Annotated in this window: 11 protein-coding genes, 2 tRNA genes and 1 pseudogene; 6 read left to right on the top strand and 8 right to left on the bottom strand. The window is 39.9% G+C overall.

Annotation, left to right across the window (positions count from 1 at the left end; translation table 11 throughout):
* Positions 1-22: 22 nt before the first annotated feature.
* The 3 genes from F461_RS0108250 to F461_RS17490 all read right to left on the bottom strand — a co-directional run bounded on the left by F461_RS0108250 (position 23) and on the right by F461_RS17490 (position 4,191).
* On the bottom strand, positions 23-373 hold the full coding sequence (locus F461_RS0108250; RefSeq protein WP_020000681.1) for an iron hydrogenase small subunit: 351 nt from the start codon (positions 371-373) through the stop codon (positions 23-25).
* Positions 374-382: 9 nt separating this feature from the next.
* A complete protein-coding gene (locus F461_RS0108245; protein ID WP_020000680.1) occupies positions 383-1,696 on the bottom strand; it encodes a [FeFe] hydrogenase, group A in 1,314 nt (437 codons plus the stop codon).
* Positions 1,697-2,160: 464 nt separating this feature from the next.
* Entirely contained in the window at positions 2,161-4,191 is a 2,031-nt protein-coding gene (locus F461_RS17490) for a methyl-accepting chemotaxis protein (protein WP_020000679.1), read from the bottom strand.
* A 410-nt stretch (positions 4,192-4,601) separates the two neighbouring features.
* Between F461_RS17490 and F461_RS0108235 the strand changes: the two genes are divergently transcribed.
* Positions 4,602-4,676 (top strand) — tRNA-Gln (locus F461_RS0108235).
* Between the two features lie 53 nt (positions 4,677-4,729).
* Positions 4,730-4,807: transfer RNA gene (locus F461_RS0108230), tRNA-Glu, on the top strand.
* 97 nt (positions 4,808-4,904) lie between these two features.
* On the opposite strand, the gene F461_RS0108225 is transcribed toward F461_RS0108230, so the two are convergent.
* The 4 genes from F461_RS0108225 to F461_RS0108210 all read right to left on the bottom strand — a co-directional run bounded on the left by F461_RS0108225 (position 4,905) and on the right by F461_RS0108210 (position 8,905).
* Positions 4,905-6,005: a tyrosine-type recombinase/integrase gene (locus F461_RS0108225; protein WP_020000678.1), complete on the bottom strand. Its 1,101-nt coding sequence runs from the start codon at positions 6,003-6,005 to the stop codon at positions 4,905-4,907.
* A 239-nt stretch (positions 6,006-6,244) separates the two neighbouring features.
* The gene (locus F461_RS0108220) at positions 6,245-7,384 is read right to left on the bottom strand and encodes a tyrosine-type recombinase/integrase (RefSeq protein ID WP_020000677.1); all 1,140 of its coding nucleotides are present in this window, start codon (positions 7,382-7,384) and stop codon (positions 6,245-6,247) included.
* Between the two features lie 23 nt (positions 7,385-7,407).
* Positions 7,408-7,593, bottom strand: a complete 186-nt coding sequence (locus F461_RS0108215) for a hypothetical protein (RefSeq protein WP_020000676.1) — start codon at positions 7,591-7,593, stop codon at positions 7,408-7,410.
* Between the two features lie 244 nt (positions 7,594-7,837).
* Entirely contained in the window at positions 7,838-8,905 is a 1,068-nt protein-coding gene (locus tag F461_RS0108210; protein WP_073020987.1) for a phage integrase N-terminal domain-containing protein, read from the bottom strand.
* Positions 8,906-9,978: 1,073 nt separating this feature from the next.
* Here F461_RS0108210 and F461_RS19575 point away from each other — a divergent pair.
* Positions 9,979-10,104: a hypothetical protein gene (locus F461_RS19575; RefSeq protein ID WP_268874349.1), complete on the top strand. Its 126-nt coding sequence runs from the start codon at positions 9,979-9,981 to the stop codon at positions 10,102-10,104.
* Here the strand turns inward: F461_RS19575 and F461_RS19175 are convergent.
* Positions 10,051-10,209, bottom strand: a pseudogene (locus tag F461_RS19175) (transposase); the annotation flags it as partial. The gene F461_RS19575 and the pseudogene F461_RS19175 overlap by 54 nt on opposite strands.
* Positions 10,210-10,388: 179 nt before the next feature.
* Between F461_RS19175 and F461_RS0108205 the strand changes: the two are divergent.
* The 3 genes from F461_RS0108205 to F461_RS0108190 all read left to right on the top strand — a co-directional run bounded on the left by F461_RS0108205 (position 10,389) and on the right by F461_RS0108190 (position 14,348).
* Complete coding sequence (locus tag F461_RS0108205) at positions 10,389-11,825, top strand: AMP-binding protein (RefSeq protein ID WP_020000673.1); 1,437 nt, start codon at positions 10,389-10,391, stop codon at positions 11,823-11,825.
* A gap of 29 nt (positions 11,826-11,854) precedes the next feature.
* Positions 11,855-13,048: a D-alanyl-lipoteichoic acid biosynthesis protein DltD gene (locus F461_RS0108200; protein ID WP_020000672.1), complete on the top strand. Its 1,194-nt coding sequence runs from the start codon at positions 11,855-11,857 to the stop codon at positions 13,046-13,048.
* Positions 13,049-13,205: 157 nt separating this feature from the next.
* On the top strand, positions 13,206-14,348 hold the full coding sequence (locus F461_RS0108190) for an MBOAT family O-acyltransferase (RefSeq protein ID WP_020000670.1): 1,143 nt from the start codon (positions 13,206-13,208) through the stop codon (positions 14,346-14,348).

Raw genomic sequence — 14,348 nt, 5'->3', positions numbered from 1 at the left:
TCTTTGCTTTGTGTACAAATAATTACAAGGACAGTTCGATGCCTTTTTCTTTTAACGCTGTAAGTCTTGCGCTGCGGTCTGCATAATGTGTGTGCAGAAGCATTTCAGACTTATGGCTGCAAGGGCCTTCTTTGAGGAAGCCGTCCTTGGCGGAGTAAAGCTTTTGAATCATCGGGTTGTCCTGAGACTTGCGTAAGTTGTACAGATTTTTGTCTGCGTTGTAGACAGATGCCTGTCGGATACCTACGAAGTTGAGAGTTGCAGCTGTTGCTTCTTTAGCAACATTCAAGCCGAGAACAGCGTAACCGCAGGTGATTCCGGCAAGTTTAATAAAACCACGACGACTGATGGTGCCGATGCTTTTTTTCTTCATGCGTTTTCCCTATGCAATTTTGCGTTTGGTGAAGCGACGGTTGATTTTTGCGATAGTAGACTTGAAAAGAGATGCTTCAAGGATGCCCGGTTCAAGCGGCTGGCCACCACCGTTTACACAACCGCCAGGGCAGGTCATTACTTCGATGAAGTGGTACGGAGACTTACCTGCCCGTACCTGTTCACAAAGTTCTGCCGCCTGTTTCAAGCCGCTTACAATTGCAACTTTTACAGTGCCGAAGTTTGGAATCGAGATTTCTGCGGTTTTAAGTCCACTGCTTGTGCGAACCATTTTAAGATCAGGGGCTGCAAGTTTTTCACCGGAAAGCTCTTCGTATGCAAGGCGAAGTGCTGCTTCCATTACGCCGCCGGATGTGCCGAAGATGGTAGCAGCGCCTGTGGACAGACCCAGTGCAGGATCTGCTTCTTCGTCGGGTAACGCGTTGAAGTCGATACCGGCTTTTTTAATAAGCCATGCAAGCTCACGGGTGTTTATGGTCGCATCAATGTCTTTAAATCCGCTGGACTGAAGCTCTGGGCGCATTCCTTCGAATTTTTTTGCGATACAAGGCATAATGGAAACGGTGTAGATTTTCTTGCTGAATTCACCGGTTTCCTGAGCACCATACGTTTTTGCCAGTGAACCGAGCATGCCAATAGGGGAGCGACAGGTGGAAAGATGTTCGTTTAGATCTGGATAGAAGGTTTCAGCAAACTTAACCCAACCAGGACAGCAGGACGTGAATTGCGGAAGAGGCTTTTCGCCATGCTTTACGCGTTCGATAAGCTCAGTACCTTCTTCCATAATGGTTACGTCCGCTGCAAACTCTGTATCCCAAATGTGGTCGAAGCCGAGTCGGCGCAAAGCTGCATGCATCTTACCGCCGGAATAGGTGCCAGTTGCTCCGCCAAAACATTCGCCAAGAGCATAGCGTACTGCTGGTGCAGGCATAGATACAACAATCGTTTCCGGGTCCTTAAGTTTTTCCAGAATCTCACCTACAAAAGAAACCTCTTCGTGAATAGCACCGAATGGGCAGTTAGCAAGACATTGGCCACAGTTTACACATGCAGCCGGGTCTACAACGCCATGTTCGCCATCTTCATACATTTCCTGAATGGCGCCGGTTGGACAGTAAGTTTCACACTCACCACATGCCTGACAGTCGTCTTTATTTACTTGTACAAAAAAAATGTCAGCAGGGTCATTTCCTGTCGGTGCGTTAACCTTGTAGGTGATACCTTCCATGGAAACTTTTTCCCCATGAATCATGGTCTGAATATCTGCAAGGTACGCAGGCTGACTTTTAGCTTTCTCTGCCATCAAAGCAACTCCTTAAGGGTCGTGAAAAGTAGATTTTGTGTCGGGCGTTGTGCCGTGCGGGCACAACGTAAAATCTGACTACTGTTGCTATACAGAGCCCACTGCATAGAGGTCGGAGTATCCCGTACCAGAGTAGTCGGAAAAGCAAATTACGGTTAGGTAACTATTGTTTTTATCCAACAATTACAAATAGTTTTTGTTAATAGCTAGGTAGTCAAGGCATTAGGTTGTGAAAAAAGATACAACTAACATTCCAATAATATTGAAAAAAAATTGTAGTATAGAGGTGGGAAAAGGCAAAATGAACGTGAAAAAAACCTCTGAATATGGCTATTCAGAGGTTTTTTGAGTCTAGCGTGATTAATTATAACAACAAGGTGGGACAGCTCTTACAGAGCAGCGCTGAAACTAGAACACAATTGTGCGTTACAGTTGTGAACGTAGATTTTACCTGTTTGTTATGGTTATTGCTGGATTTCTCGCATAACAGTCTCAAGTTTCTGGGAAAGGGCAGCGAGCGTTTTGACTGCATCTGCTGCTTCCTTCATGTCGTGTAATGCTTCTTGAGTGAGTGTATTTACCTCGTCTGAAGCACGGGCAATTTGTTCTGACGCGGCAGACTGTTCTTCAGATGCGGTAGCGATGGACCGGACCCTGTCGGCAGTCTCTGTACCGGCGTCGACAATTTGTTCAAGGGCAGTCCCTGCACTAATGGTCAGTTCGGTATTTTGACCAATATGTGTCGCTACTTTTTCCATCTGAGTTTGTGTCGATTTTGAGCTTTGCTGAATTCCATGTACAACGCTTTCAACTTCGTTTGTTGCCTGCATGGTTTTTTCTGCAAGCTTACGAACTTCGTCAGCTACGACAGCGAATCCACGACCAGCTTCACCTGCACGTGCTGCTTCAATAGCGGCATTAAGTGCAAGAAGGTTTGTCTGGTCAGCAATGTCATTAATTACATTGATAATATTGCCGATTGAATCGGCTTGTGTATCAAGTTCTGTAATGGTGCTACGCATATCTTCTGCGTATTGGTGTACTTCCTCAGTAAATTGAACCACTTTTTGTACAAGTATTGAGCCATCAGCTGCAATGGTTTGTGCCGTGTCAGCCCCTTCTGCCGCTCGTGCTGCGTTACTGGCAACTTCAAGTGTTGTTGCATTCATTTGTTCAACTGCGGTTGCGGTTTCGCTGATTCGTTCACTCTGGATAGTAGCACCGTGTGTTGTCTGGTTTATTTGCGCTTCCAGCTGGCCTGCTTCCAGTGCTACTTGCTCTGCAATAGCGCTGGCATCATGTGCTGCCCGGCTGATTCGATTATTTTGTTCTTCGATAACTATTTTTTGGTTGTTCAGTTCAGTGAGATCATACCAGAAGGATACTGAACCGATAATTTTCTTATTAAGGTCGTAAATAGGAGTTGTTGTGACATCAACAAACAGAGTGCGTCCAGAAGGAAGAGGACATTCAAATGTGGACTGTAATTGTGTCCGTTCCTTAATCGCTCTGTCGGAGAGCGTTTCTTTGTTTTTGTCGTTCCAATATAATTCTCCGGAACGGACTCCTATGTAGCTTTCAGGAGTTCCCTCTTTCTCCAGCAGAGTACAGATTTGTTGGTTAACCCAGAGCATTTTGAAATCAGGGCCAACAATTCCGCATGGGGTTGGGATAGCATTCAGAACTCCTTCTGCGAATCCTAACTTATGTTTGAGTTCAAATATCATGCGATTGATAGACTCATGGAGAATCTTTATTTCTCCGGAGAAAGTGCTGTTTGTTTTTGCGTTAAGGTCACCGTCAGCAACCTTGTTGGCAAAGGTCGTCAGTTCGGAAAGAGGCGTGTTGATAGCTCGGAAGATAAAGAAAGCGAGAATGATTCCAAATAGAACAGCAACGGTACAAGTTACCATAATTATAGTTTGAGATCTATTTAACAGTGCTAACGACGTTTCTCCTTCCAGAACTAAATACTCATGACTGGATTTGCCCAATATATTTAACATCTTTTCCAAATTATGAACTGGTTTTTTATATTGAATCATAAGCTTGTTGGCAGCACCAGGAGTGAGGTCAGAGTTCATAGCTAACTGCGCAACATGCTTAACACCATTGAGGTATTGAGTATATATTGTGGGAAAGTTTTGTATTGCATCTCGTTCATTATTTTTTAGATCGTTAACTTTAGATTCTAATTCTATTATTTCTGAAATTTTCTTTTGTGTGGTAACACTTAATATTTCTAGTTTTTGAAGATAATTTGTTTGTTTCTGTTTATTGCCAGTGTTAAGGAAAATATCTTTTTCATAGCGGCGGTGTTGTAGCAGGACATTTTTGATTTCCAAAGCCTGCTCTCTCAGTGCCACATCAGAGTAGATCAACTCTTTGATCTGCTCTGTCGATTTGAATGCAGACTTATAGCCAATGATTCCAATCAGCAGCGACAACCCGATAGTCGCGCTGAAACCCAACAGTAACAACTTCTTAATTGACATATAGTTCCCCCAAAATTGTATTCCTTATGGTAGGTACATAAGGAATGGCGTCAGTTACCGTCCTGGCTAGGAGACGATTACTTGGAATTCAAACGAGGACTGTCTGGTCGGTATTGGCCTGCATTTTATTAGGGGATACTAGTCCTGATATATCGTCCCGCAAAAATTGAGCAAGAAAAGCCGAAATCAACCATTCTCCACCGTTATAAATTCCGTTCTGCAAGAGATGAACAGCCCCCAATGAGCAATTATGTTCCATATTCAACTATCGACAAGAATACGAAAGTGTTTAAATTGTTATATTGGACTGTTATCGGCTTTCAAATCTGAGTTGTGACAAGGGGGCAGAGAAGAAATTTTTTTCCCGTTGACAAAAATCGAAGAGTTCAATAGTTACACATCTCACTTGCTGGGCTATCGTTCAATTGGCAGGACGACGGGTTCTGGCTCCGTTAATCAAGGTTCAAGTCCTTGTAGCCCAGCCAATTTTTTCTTAACATTGCACTTTGCTTCGTTAGAAAAATGCAAGTTTTCAAGCGTCCCCATCGTCTAGCCTGGCCCAGGACACCTGCCTTTCACGCAGGCGACAGGGGTTCAAATCCCCTTGGGGACGCCAAGCAAATTCAAGCACTTACATGCACATGTAAGTGCTTTTTTTGTGTCCAAAAGCCAAAAGGTGTAAACGAAAGGTGTAAATTTTTTGAAAAAGATTTTTACCCTACTTTTTGGGTCTTCTTTTCTTCTTCAAAACTTCTAGCTTGCTGAAATGATGATGCCAGTGAATTGAGAATTCCAACGGCCTTATTTGCTTCAGTGATCTTCCGTAAATACCGATCGGTTTGTTGTGTAGATTGATGCCGAAGTAGCTCTTTCACTTCTACAAGGCTAGATCCATTTGCATGGGCGGTGCTGGCAGCCAGTGCGCGTATTCCATGCAGACCAAACCGTTTTATCCCGGCTTCATCACATAGTTTGCGCAGCCAGCGCATTTTTGCCCCGTTTTGTAGTTGGGGATCTGTGAATACCTTCTTTCCATGGGCACCACTTCGTAACTTGTGTTCCTTAAGAAGCTTTGCAAGTTCTGGGGCAAGTGGGATGTTGTCTAAATGCTCCACCCCGTCCTTACGCTTTTTTGTCCGTAGCCCTATTCTATTGTTTGCGAAATCGATGTCATCCCAAGTTAGACGAAGCAGTTCAACTTTTCGTGCTGCTGTCAGTAGCGTCGTGTACAAGATTAGGTTGTGTTCTTGGTTGGTAACCAATTTCAAAACACTTACTATATCCTGCATTGGTGGCATGTAGTGTGGGACAGCTTTCTTGGTTTTAGCTTTGGGCTGCCTATTAAACGGGTTGGCTGCAGGCATGTCCAAAAAATCAATTCCCCAGTTCCAACTAGCCTTAAGGTTTTTTACCTGTCGATCTACGTTGCAGCCTGAATGCTGCCTTTTAAGCTTGTTAATTACATCCAGCACAAGTTTTTTGTGCACTTGAGAAACTTGGCTTTCCGGTTTGATGATACCCGTTGCAAGCAGCCTTTCGAACGCACGTTTCTTTTCATCCGCGGTTTTTTGGGGCCACTTTTGAAAAGCATACTCCAAGTACTGTGTTTGCCATTCTTGAATCGTAAGTTTGGAATTGTCGGGGGCCGACAGGGTTCCTTTGTCAGCTTCTTCAAGACGCTTACGTTCATCACTTTGCCATTGCAGGGCAGCACGCTTTCTGGAAAAGTTTTTTGTTTTCCTGTGCACAGTTCCTTTGCTGTCGGTAAAACGAATTTGTCCTTTCCATTTGCCGTTTTCCATTTGAAACGCCATAGCTATGTTCCTTATATGAAAAACTGCTTATTCCTGTTCTGCAGCCTACAATAAAATGGTATTTTTCGGCAATATCTTTTTAAAATGAGTATGTTGTAGTGGTGTGAACAAGAAAGCAGGGTTTATAAATGTATAAGCCCTGCCCATGAACGTGTGTAAATAAAAAGTGATAAGGATTTACTGTAATCTTTAGTAAGGTTTTATAAACAATATGTATTAGTGCTCAGGTGAGACGCAGGTTACGCTGCTGATCCCCAATCTGTTTGGGACTGATTTGCTGGTGCTTCGTTAATTGTAAGAAGCTTGTCTGTGCTTTGTTTTTTTATTTCGTGAAAAACTTTTCCTAAGATCTGCGGTGCAGTTGGCGAAGAACAGATACGACGGATATATCTATCTGTTACCTGAAGTGATTGATGGCGCAGCATCGCTTGCACATCATATATGGTGGCGCCTTTTGCCAGTGCTGTGCTGGCAGCTAGTGAACGAAGTCCATGAAGACCAAATTTTTTTACATCAGCATCTTTGCACAAGGTTTCCAGCCAGCGCATATGAGAACCATTCTGGAGTTGCATGCCTTCAAATACCCTTTCTGTGCAGCCGGATGTTTTTATATGTTTTTTTAAGATAGCTGCTAACTCCTCGTTCATGTAGATATAATCAATTTCTTCAATGCCGCCTTTCCTTTTGCGTGTGCGCAGCCCAATTCTATTGTGCGCAAAATCTATGTCGGAAATTTGCAATCTATGCCCTTCAATTTTGCGACCGCAGGCAAATAATGAAAAGAAAAGAACTGCCTTGTATGAAGATGGTGCAATGCTTGCGACTTTCATAAGATCTTCCATCGGAGGCATATAGTGTGGTATAGATGCAGCTTTTTTAGCGTTTTCCAGTTTGCTAAACGGATTTTTGCATTGAAGATCATATGTTAGGATTGCCCAGTTCCACGCTGCCTTGAACGTTTTTACACAGGCATCGACTGCAGAACCATTTCCGGGGCATATTGTTTTGAGTTCTTCAACAATACGTATGGCTGTGGCACGGGTTACGTGACACACATGGTCTTCTTTTCTGACTGCTATTGTTTGGAATAGTCTTTTGAAGCAACGAAATGTTTCGTCGCACGTTTTTTTAGAAATTCCTGACTGCGTTCTGTGTTTCCAAAAACAGTTTGCGAGTTCTACCACCCGAAGGTCGGTGCCATCGTCAGGGATTGATTTGCTTAAAGAATCTGCTAGTTGGATTTCTTTTCTGTGGATTGTTTGCCATTCACTGGCATCCCTTTTCCTTTTGAAGTGTTTTGTTTTTCGATAAATTTTACCATTCTCTTTGGTAAGATACACTTGAGCAATCCATCGGTTTTTTGATTTGTCAAAATACATATATGACCTACCTTGGATGCCAATTAGCGAAAAACGCCGTAATCAATTTTTCTGCGTTTGGTGTCTGAAGATGTGTTGTTCAGATCGGTGGGGGTCGCAGTACTGTCAGATGCAGAATGTTGTTGATTGAGAAGATACAGTTCCACTTTTTGTTGTGGGTACCGAAGGCTTTTTTTACCGATGTAAAATGCGCCAAGTACTTCTTTCATATCCTTCCGTCTTACAAGGCTTTCTGAACAGTTTAATAACCTTGCTACTTCTCTCGTTGTTAAATTTTTCGAATTACCCATGAAAATCCTGAAACCTTTGTTGCCCTTTATTTATGCAGGTGGACAACTTTGCCCTGCGTTTTAAAAAACTCCTTTGCCGATGGTTACGGGGCTCTCGCCTCCAAAACAAAATTGTTTAAATGAACCCCAACCAATTAGCATAGATTACTTTTTCTTGTTAATTTCAAGGGTAAAGCTTGAAAAAAGATGTTTTTGTTTTTAATGCGTTGAAATATAAGTAAATAAAATTACAATTTATCCTGACACGGCATGGTAGAAATAATAAATTGCAGTATGTCAGCTTAAAATACTTACAAATTTGTCCATGAATGGTGCCAAGATATGTTTCGGTGATTTCGCCACGGTTGTGCCCTAATTCGTGGGCAAGAATATTGATTGCTTGGTCATGTCTGTTGCGCCAAGTTTCACCGTGTTTTTGGTATGCCGCTTCTCGATAATCCAATGGTGATGAATAAAGACAAGGGGCTAACAGATTCGTTAGATCTTCATAGCGAGCTTGTGCGTATGCGTGCCGCAGACCATGTAAGGAAGCGCCGCAGGTTTTAATGCATAACCCCATCCGACCAACAATCTTATAGACGTATTTTTCCCATGATGCTTCTGAGACACCATCAGGCCAGCTGTTGTCATTTTTTCCGATGAAGGGTGCCAGCGCCTTAACGGCATCGATTTGTTTTTGGGAAGGTTCGTGCAGGATGCGGTCCCGCCCCCCCTTGGTGCCATCAGATATATAGATGCGACCATCAGGAAGTAGTGCGGTCGCTGGGTTTATTTTGCGTGCTTCTTCATGGCGCAATCCCAGTTCGCGCATTACGGTTAGTTGACGTCCAATTCGTTGAAATCGTTCTGATCCTGAAAGGAATTGGTCAAGAACCGCATGGTAGACAATTTTGGGTACTGCTTTTGACTGTGTTGCAATATAGCAGCGTTTCTCTACCCCAAACTCACTATTGTTTTTGTGTATCTTTTCATTACCGTATGTACGACACATTTGGCGTACGCTTGAAAGGTATGTTTTGATGGTGGATACTGCGAGACCTTGTTGCTGCCAATCTTCTACCACGACTCCCACGTGCCGATTCGAGATGTTTTTACAATGCTGTACTCGGTAACCCAGCTGATGAAGTCTCTTCGCGAATCTTATGGATTGTCCACGGTTGTTGTATTGCGTTTTACTCGATCCTGTTAGGTGTGCTATTTTTGCTCCATATAGTAGTTTGTTTTTACTCATTAAAAATTCCTTTTTATTTTCCTATACTGCATTGCAAGAGCGAATGTTAGGCCGTGAATCATTTTTTTTGATATAAAAGTAAAAAGGCCATGCAAATAGATTGCATGGCCTTTTTTATTGTTCTGACATTGAATTTAAAAATTGGTAATAAGCTGCCCGTAGTTATCCTGTTGGATCAAAAGAATTACTTTAAGAAAGTAAGTAGATAATAAAATTTCCCTATATATATCAACACACCATATTTACTACTATTGCGTGCTGTGTGACAGCAACAACACAGCCATTAATGTTCAATCCGATAGCCACAGCGGTGTATGCACCGTGTATATTCGTGGCCAAAAAACGCAATTTTATATGGACGTCCGTATTCCATTTACGAACGGGCAAGCGGGAAGAAATGAATAACGGCGAAAAGCCGTAAGTCGAGTGGTATATTCACCACCGTAAAATAAAATGTAGTATTCATCAGCGTTCAGCTGGTAGATTACCCTCTGTCTGTTTCACTTTGAAACAGACAGAGCGACAATGTGTCCTGTGAAAAGGACGCCCCCTAAGTTAAAAAAAGATTTTTGCAGATAACAACTGTTATGCTGCATGGAACCTGACATCAGCCGCTAAAAAGCACGTGGAAACAGGCACCGTTATTGTTTGTTATATACAACATCGTTAAACCGATTGTAAGGTGTACAGAAAAATATTTGTATTTAGTGTATGTGTTAGAAATTTAATCCCAACAGGAATGTTCACATAAAAAGCGAACATTTCTGTTGGGATTTCTTTTATGAGAATAAATGAATGACTTTTATGTTGACTACAGACTGCAATGTCGAACTACAACAGTAAAAGCTTCTAGTGATAATATGACATAATCACCTTAAGGAAAAGAAATTGACAGAACCATTCAACATTAAATGACATTTTTTATGAGAAAAATATTAATTTGCTAATTAATTTTAAAAAATCAGGAAGTCTGAGATGTTTTGAAATAAAATGTTCATATAATTGAATATAATGTCAGCAAGGTAATCACTCTCCGATGTCGTTTGGATGGAACTAACTATGGGAGATTTACAGTGGGAGCTATGACGTGTGAAGTCGTGGATGCTGCAGAGAATAGTTTTCCGACTATGGTTGAAGGAAGAAGTTACATCCTTGAGCGTCTCGTTTTCAAGGCTCAAATAGGCAACCATTCGCTTTAAAAGTGCATTCTCAGCTTCCAGGTCACGCAACCGGCGAATGTCAGACGCTTCCATCCCGCCGTGTTTTGATTTCCATTTGTAGTACATGGCTTGGCTGGTCTTGTTTTACGATATATTTACAGAAATATTAAAATGGCTTATGTGCAATCTTCCTATGCGATGTGAGGGGAGCTCCACACTTAGTTTTCCAGTAAAGGTGGTGCGTTTCACATTTCTGTTGTTTTGCGGGGGAATTGGGTAATTACAATTGAGATGAGTTTGCTAGCTAGCGTACAAGGATTAAAATGTACTATTGTTTTGAACAACTAAGATTTAAAGAATGTGATATAGAAAAAGATAAAATTGCAGTGTCTGGTAGTGACCGTGATCTCACTTGGCAGGAGCTTAAATTTGAGGTCGAGGAACTGATTGAAACGCTTCGGTCATACAACCTACCGACTGGTCATCCGATTGTAATTTACGGGCACAAAGAAGTTAAATTCATAGCAAGCATTGTTGCTTGCCTCTCTTTACAGTTACCTTATATTCCAGTTGACACCATCTATCCTGAAGAAAGGTTAAATAAAATTATTGAGACGGTGCAATCTTCAATAGTGATTAATACAATTACTGGAAAAATAAGTAGGGATTCAAGTAAGACTCTTGTCTCCTATGCTGAGAATGATCCAATTGCATACATCATGTTTACTTCAGGGAGTACAGGCGAACCCAAAGGGGTTCAAATCACACATGGTGCTGTTGCCGATTTTGTGAAGTGGCTTAGGAGTGATTTTAATATATCCAGTGAAAGTGTTTTTATGAATCAAGCGCCTCTTAGTTTCGATTTGTCTGGGTATGAGCTTTTTGGTTTCTTGTCCTATGGAGGCACTGTTGTATTAAATAGCAGAGAGAATATTCAAGATCTCAAAAGCTATTTTGATAGGGTAAAGAGCTATGCGTGTAATACTTGGGTTTCAACTCCCTCTTTTATCAGTAAGTATTTAATGTCGTCAGACTTTAATCAATCTGGTTTTGATAAGTTACAGAAATTTATTTTTTGTGGAGAGGTGCTTCCTGTTAAAACTGCAAAGAAAATTGTAAGCGCTTTTCCTGAAAGTCAACTTATAAATTCGTATGGACCAACTGAAGCAACTGTGGCCGTTACGATGGTTAATATTGATAATGAAATACTTGATGCTTTTTCTAATGAGAGTTTGCCCGTTGGGCGTGTCAGGGGGAATAAAAAGGTTCGTATCGATAGTCTTGAACACTCAACTACAGGTGAAATTATAGTTTTTGGAGAGAATGTTTCTATAGGCTATTTTAATAATCCTAGTTTAAACGAGAAGAAGTTTGAAAGTGTTAACGGCATGAGGTCATTTAACACTGGAGATTTTGGGTATATTAAAGATGGGTTGTTATTTTTTGCCAATAGGGCAGATGACATGATTAAGCTACATGGCTATCGAATTGAACTGGGTGAAATTGATAGTACAATGATGAATGTTCATGGTGTTGAGTGCTCCGTTACTATTCCATTAAAACGAGGTAATGAAATAGTTAAGTTGGTATCATTTGTAATTTCTACCGGAAAATCTGTTGATGGAATTAAGAAGGAAATCACGAATAACTTACCATATTATATGATGCCTTCAGACATTGTATTTGTAGACGATTACCCAAAGACAATTAATCACAAAATCGATAAAAAAAAGTTAGTTCAATTCTATACTTCATCTTAAATGATTATGTTAAATAAGTTAGGTGGCTTGTGAGTTCAGTGCCGAAGCATGTTGTGTCTTTTTTGTTGGCTTTTTTTATAATAGAGATAGCTTTGGTTTTTGGTGGTCAGAACCTTATTTTTAATCTTTTAGATTATAATCCCCAAAAAATATCTCAACTTAAATCCGAACTTAAATCTCAAACATTAAGAAATGATTTAGAAACAGGAAAAGTAGTAGTTTTTGGCTCCTCTGAACTTTCAGCTGGCAGCAAGAGGATATTAAGATTTATGGTATCCAATTTTTTTAGTGATAACAATCAGCCTATTAAGACTATTGGAAAGGGAGGGCATCAACTTTTTATTATTTTGTCCGAATTAGCAGCGTTGCATAGCTCTAAGACCGTAGACCAAGCTCGGATAGTAGTTTTGTTAAGTCCTACATGGTTTACCGGAAAGCATGCAAATGGTGCAAAGATGTCTGTTTTTCTGAAGTATATGACGAATGATATGATGTATAAACTATATACTAATAGCGAGATAGATGATCATTATAAATTTTTAGTAAGTGAATACATAACTGCTAATGAAAAAGAAATGTCAGGTAGTAGTAAATCTTACGATCTGATTAAGAACTACGGTAAGAAATCCTCATCTGCTAGTTATAATGCCGCATTGTTGTCTTATCTTTCAGAAAAATTTTTGCTTTTCTCTAAAATTGATTTTTATAATGAGAAAGATAATTATCAAGTTGGGCGAATGGTTAAGTATGATTTTCCTTCGCTAGACTATGATGTTTTATATGAACAGGCAAAAAGATATAACAAGGAAGCATCAACTAACAATGTTTATGGAATCAGAAATGGTTACTTTAATAGACATGTTATAAGAAAAGATAAGAGCATTAGATTCTCAAGCGTTGGGAAAATTAGAGATATGTCTGAAAATCGCGAATATGATGCTTTGATGAATTTGCTAGCGTTACTTAAGGAATATAAAATAAAGCCACTATTTGTCATGCAAGATCTCCATCCATCCATATACACCGAGGGTAGAGAAGAAATATTGCCGTTACTGGCTACTATTAAAGCTTCAGTTGTTGGTGCAGGATTTGAATACTTGGATATGTGGTCCTATCGTGAAGCAGATTATGTAAATGGAAAATTAAAAGATAAAATGCATCTAGGGGAATTAGGCTGGGTGAAGATTAATAAAAAAATTATTGAACATTTTAACCTGAACTAAGTTTTAACTTTGGGTGATTTATGAGTTTTGCTAAATGGTTTGTGGTCTACTTTTTAATCATACTTGGGTTAAGAATCTTATATATTGAGAATGAAATGGCTGAATATTTAAGCAGTAACCTTCAGTCTACTGTGAAGTTTGTTTATGAGGCATTTTGATGGATGTAGCGTTACCCTTCTCTGGAATTGGTTTTTTTCTTTTGTCGTTCGCATCAGTTGCGATCTTGTTATTTTGTAAACATTTTTTATCTAGCTACATTAAATATAAATACATTCTTTTTTCACTGATTGTTGTTTATATTGCCTTCTTTTTGCCGTTTCAAGCAACTATAGGAATCTTATTATTCTCACTTTATATTTATTTGATATATTATGTGTTTTCCTATAGTGGGTACCGTAAGACTCTGCTCCCTATCGTTTTAGTATCATTGCCTATGATTTTATTTAAATTAGATGTCGATGGTATGTATAAAATTATAGGGATATCATACATAACTTTTAGAGTTATCCAAGCCATATCTGATCAAAAAAACTATGGTAGTCTTGATTTCTTTGAATTCACATCATATTTATTCTTTCCTCCGACTTTATTAGCTGGACCAATAGATCGATCATATAGATTTAAGAGTGACTTAGACAATGGGTATGCTAATATATCGACTAGTAACTTCGTTAGTGGATGGGAGTTGTTAGTTATCGGAGGCTTATATAAGTTTGTTTTAGCAGAGTTTGTCGCTAAATTTTGGTTAGCTGAGATCGATGCATCTAGTACCTCTATTGTTACTATGATTAATAGTGCATATTCTTATACCCTGTTCTTTTATTTTGATTTTGCAGGTTATAGTGCAATGGCTATGGGCGTTGGAATTATGCTTGGAATAAGTGTTCCGAGGAATTTTGATAAACCTTATTTAGCTAAAAACCCTCAAGATTTTTGGCGACGATTCCATATAACGTTGGGTTCGTGGTTAACGGATTATTTTTTCAAACCAATATATATGTATCTACAACGCTTTTCATATTTCAGAGGGCGGCGTCTTCTTGTTCAAAATATTTCAATTACTTTGACCTTCTTATTGATGGGAATGTGGAATGGTCTAGTTTGGCATTATATTTTCTCGGGTTTGTTGTTTGGATTATATTCTTCCATCCACAATTGTTATGTTCATTATGTAAGGAAAGGGGGAACGGATATATTTTCAGTTACTCCGAATATATTGTCTTTATGTATGAAAAGATTACTTATGGTTAATTCAGTTGTTTTAGCCTTGTATGTATTTAGTGGGAGAGTGCCGCTGTAG

It is taken from the genome of Halodesulfovibrio aestuarii DSM 17919 = ATCC 29578, from assembly GCF_000384815.1.
Lineage (GTDB): Bacteria > Desulfobacterota > Desulfovibrionia > Desulfovibrionales > Desulfovibrionaceae > Halodesulfovibrio > Halodesulfovibrio aestuarii.
The sequence above is the reverse complement of the archived record's forward strand: the minus strand, read 5'-3'. Positions and strand labels throughout refer to the sequence as shown.

Bases quoted from the DNA above. Each gene is read 5' to 3' on its own strand.
- F461_RS0108220 (WP_020000677.1), bottom strand. From the start codon at position 7,384: ATGTATTTTGACAAATCAAAAAACCGATGGATTGCTCAAGTGTATCTT.
- F461_RS0108250 (WP_020000681.1), bottom strand. From the start codon at position 373: ATGAAGAAAAAAAGCATCGGCACCATCAGTCGTCGTGGTTTTATTAAA.
- F461_RS0108205 (WP_020000673.1), top strand. From the start codon at position 10,389: ATGTACTATTGTTTTGAACAACTAAGATTTAAAGAATGTGATATAGAA.
- F461_RS0108210 (WP_073020987.1), bottom strand. From the start codon at position 8,905: ATGAGTAAAAACAAACTACTATATGGAGCAAAAATAGCACACCTAACA.
- F461_RS0108225 (WP_020000678.1), bottom strand. From the start codon at position 6,005: ATGGCGTTTCAAATGGAAAACGGCAAATGGAAAGGACAAATTCGTTTT.
- F461_RS0108215 (WP_020000676.1), bottom strand. From the start codon at position 7,593: ATGAAAGAAGTACTTGGCGCATTTTACATCGGTAAAAAAAGCCTTCGG.
- F461_RS17490 (WP_020000679.1), bottom strand. From the start codon at position 4,191: ATGTCAATTAAGAAGTTGTTACTGTTGGGTTTCAGCGCGACTATCGGG.
- F461_RS0108245 (WP_020000680.1), bottom strand. From the start codon at position 1,696: ATGGCAGAGAAAGCTAAAAGTCAGCCTGCGTACCTTGCAGATATTCAG.
- F461_RS0108190 (WP_020000670.1), top strand. From the start codon at position 13,206: ATGGATGTAGCGTTACCCTTCTCTGGAATTGGTTTTTTTCTTTTGTCG.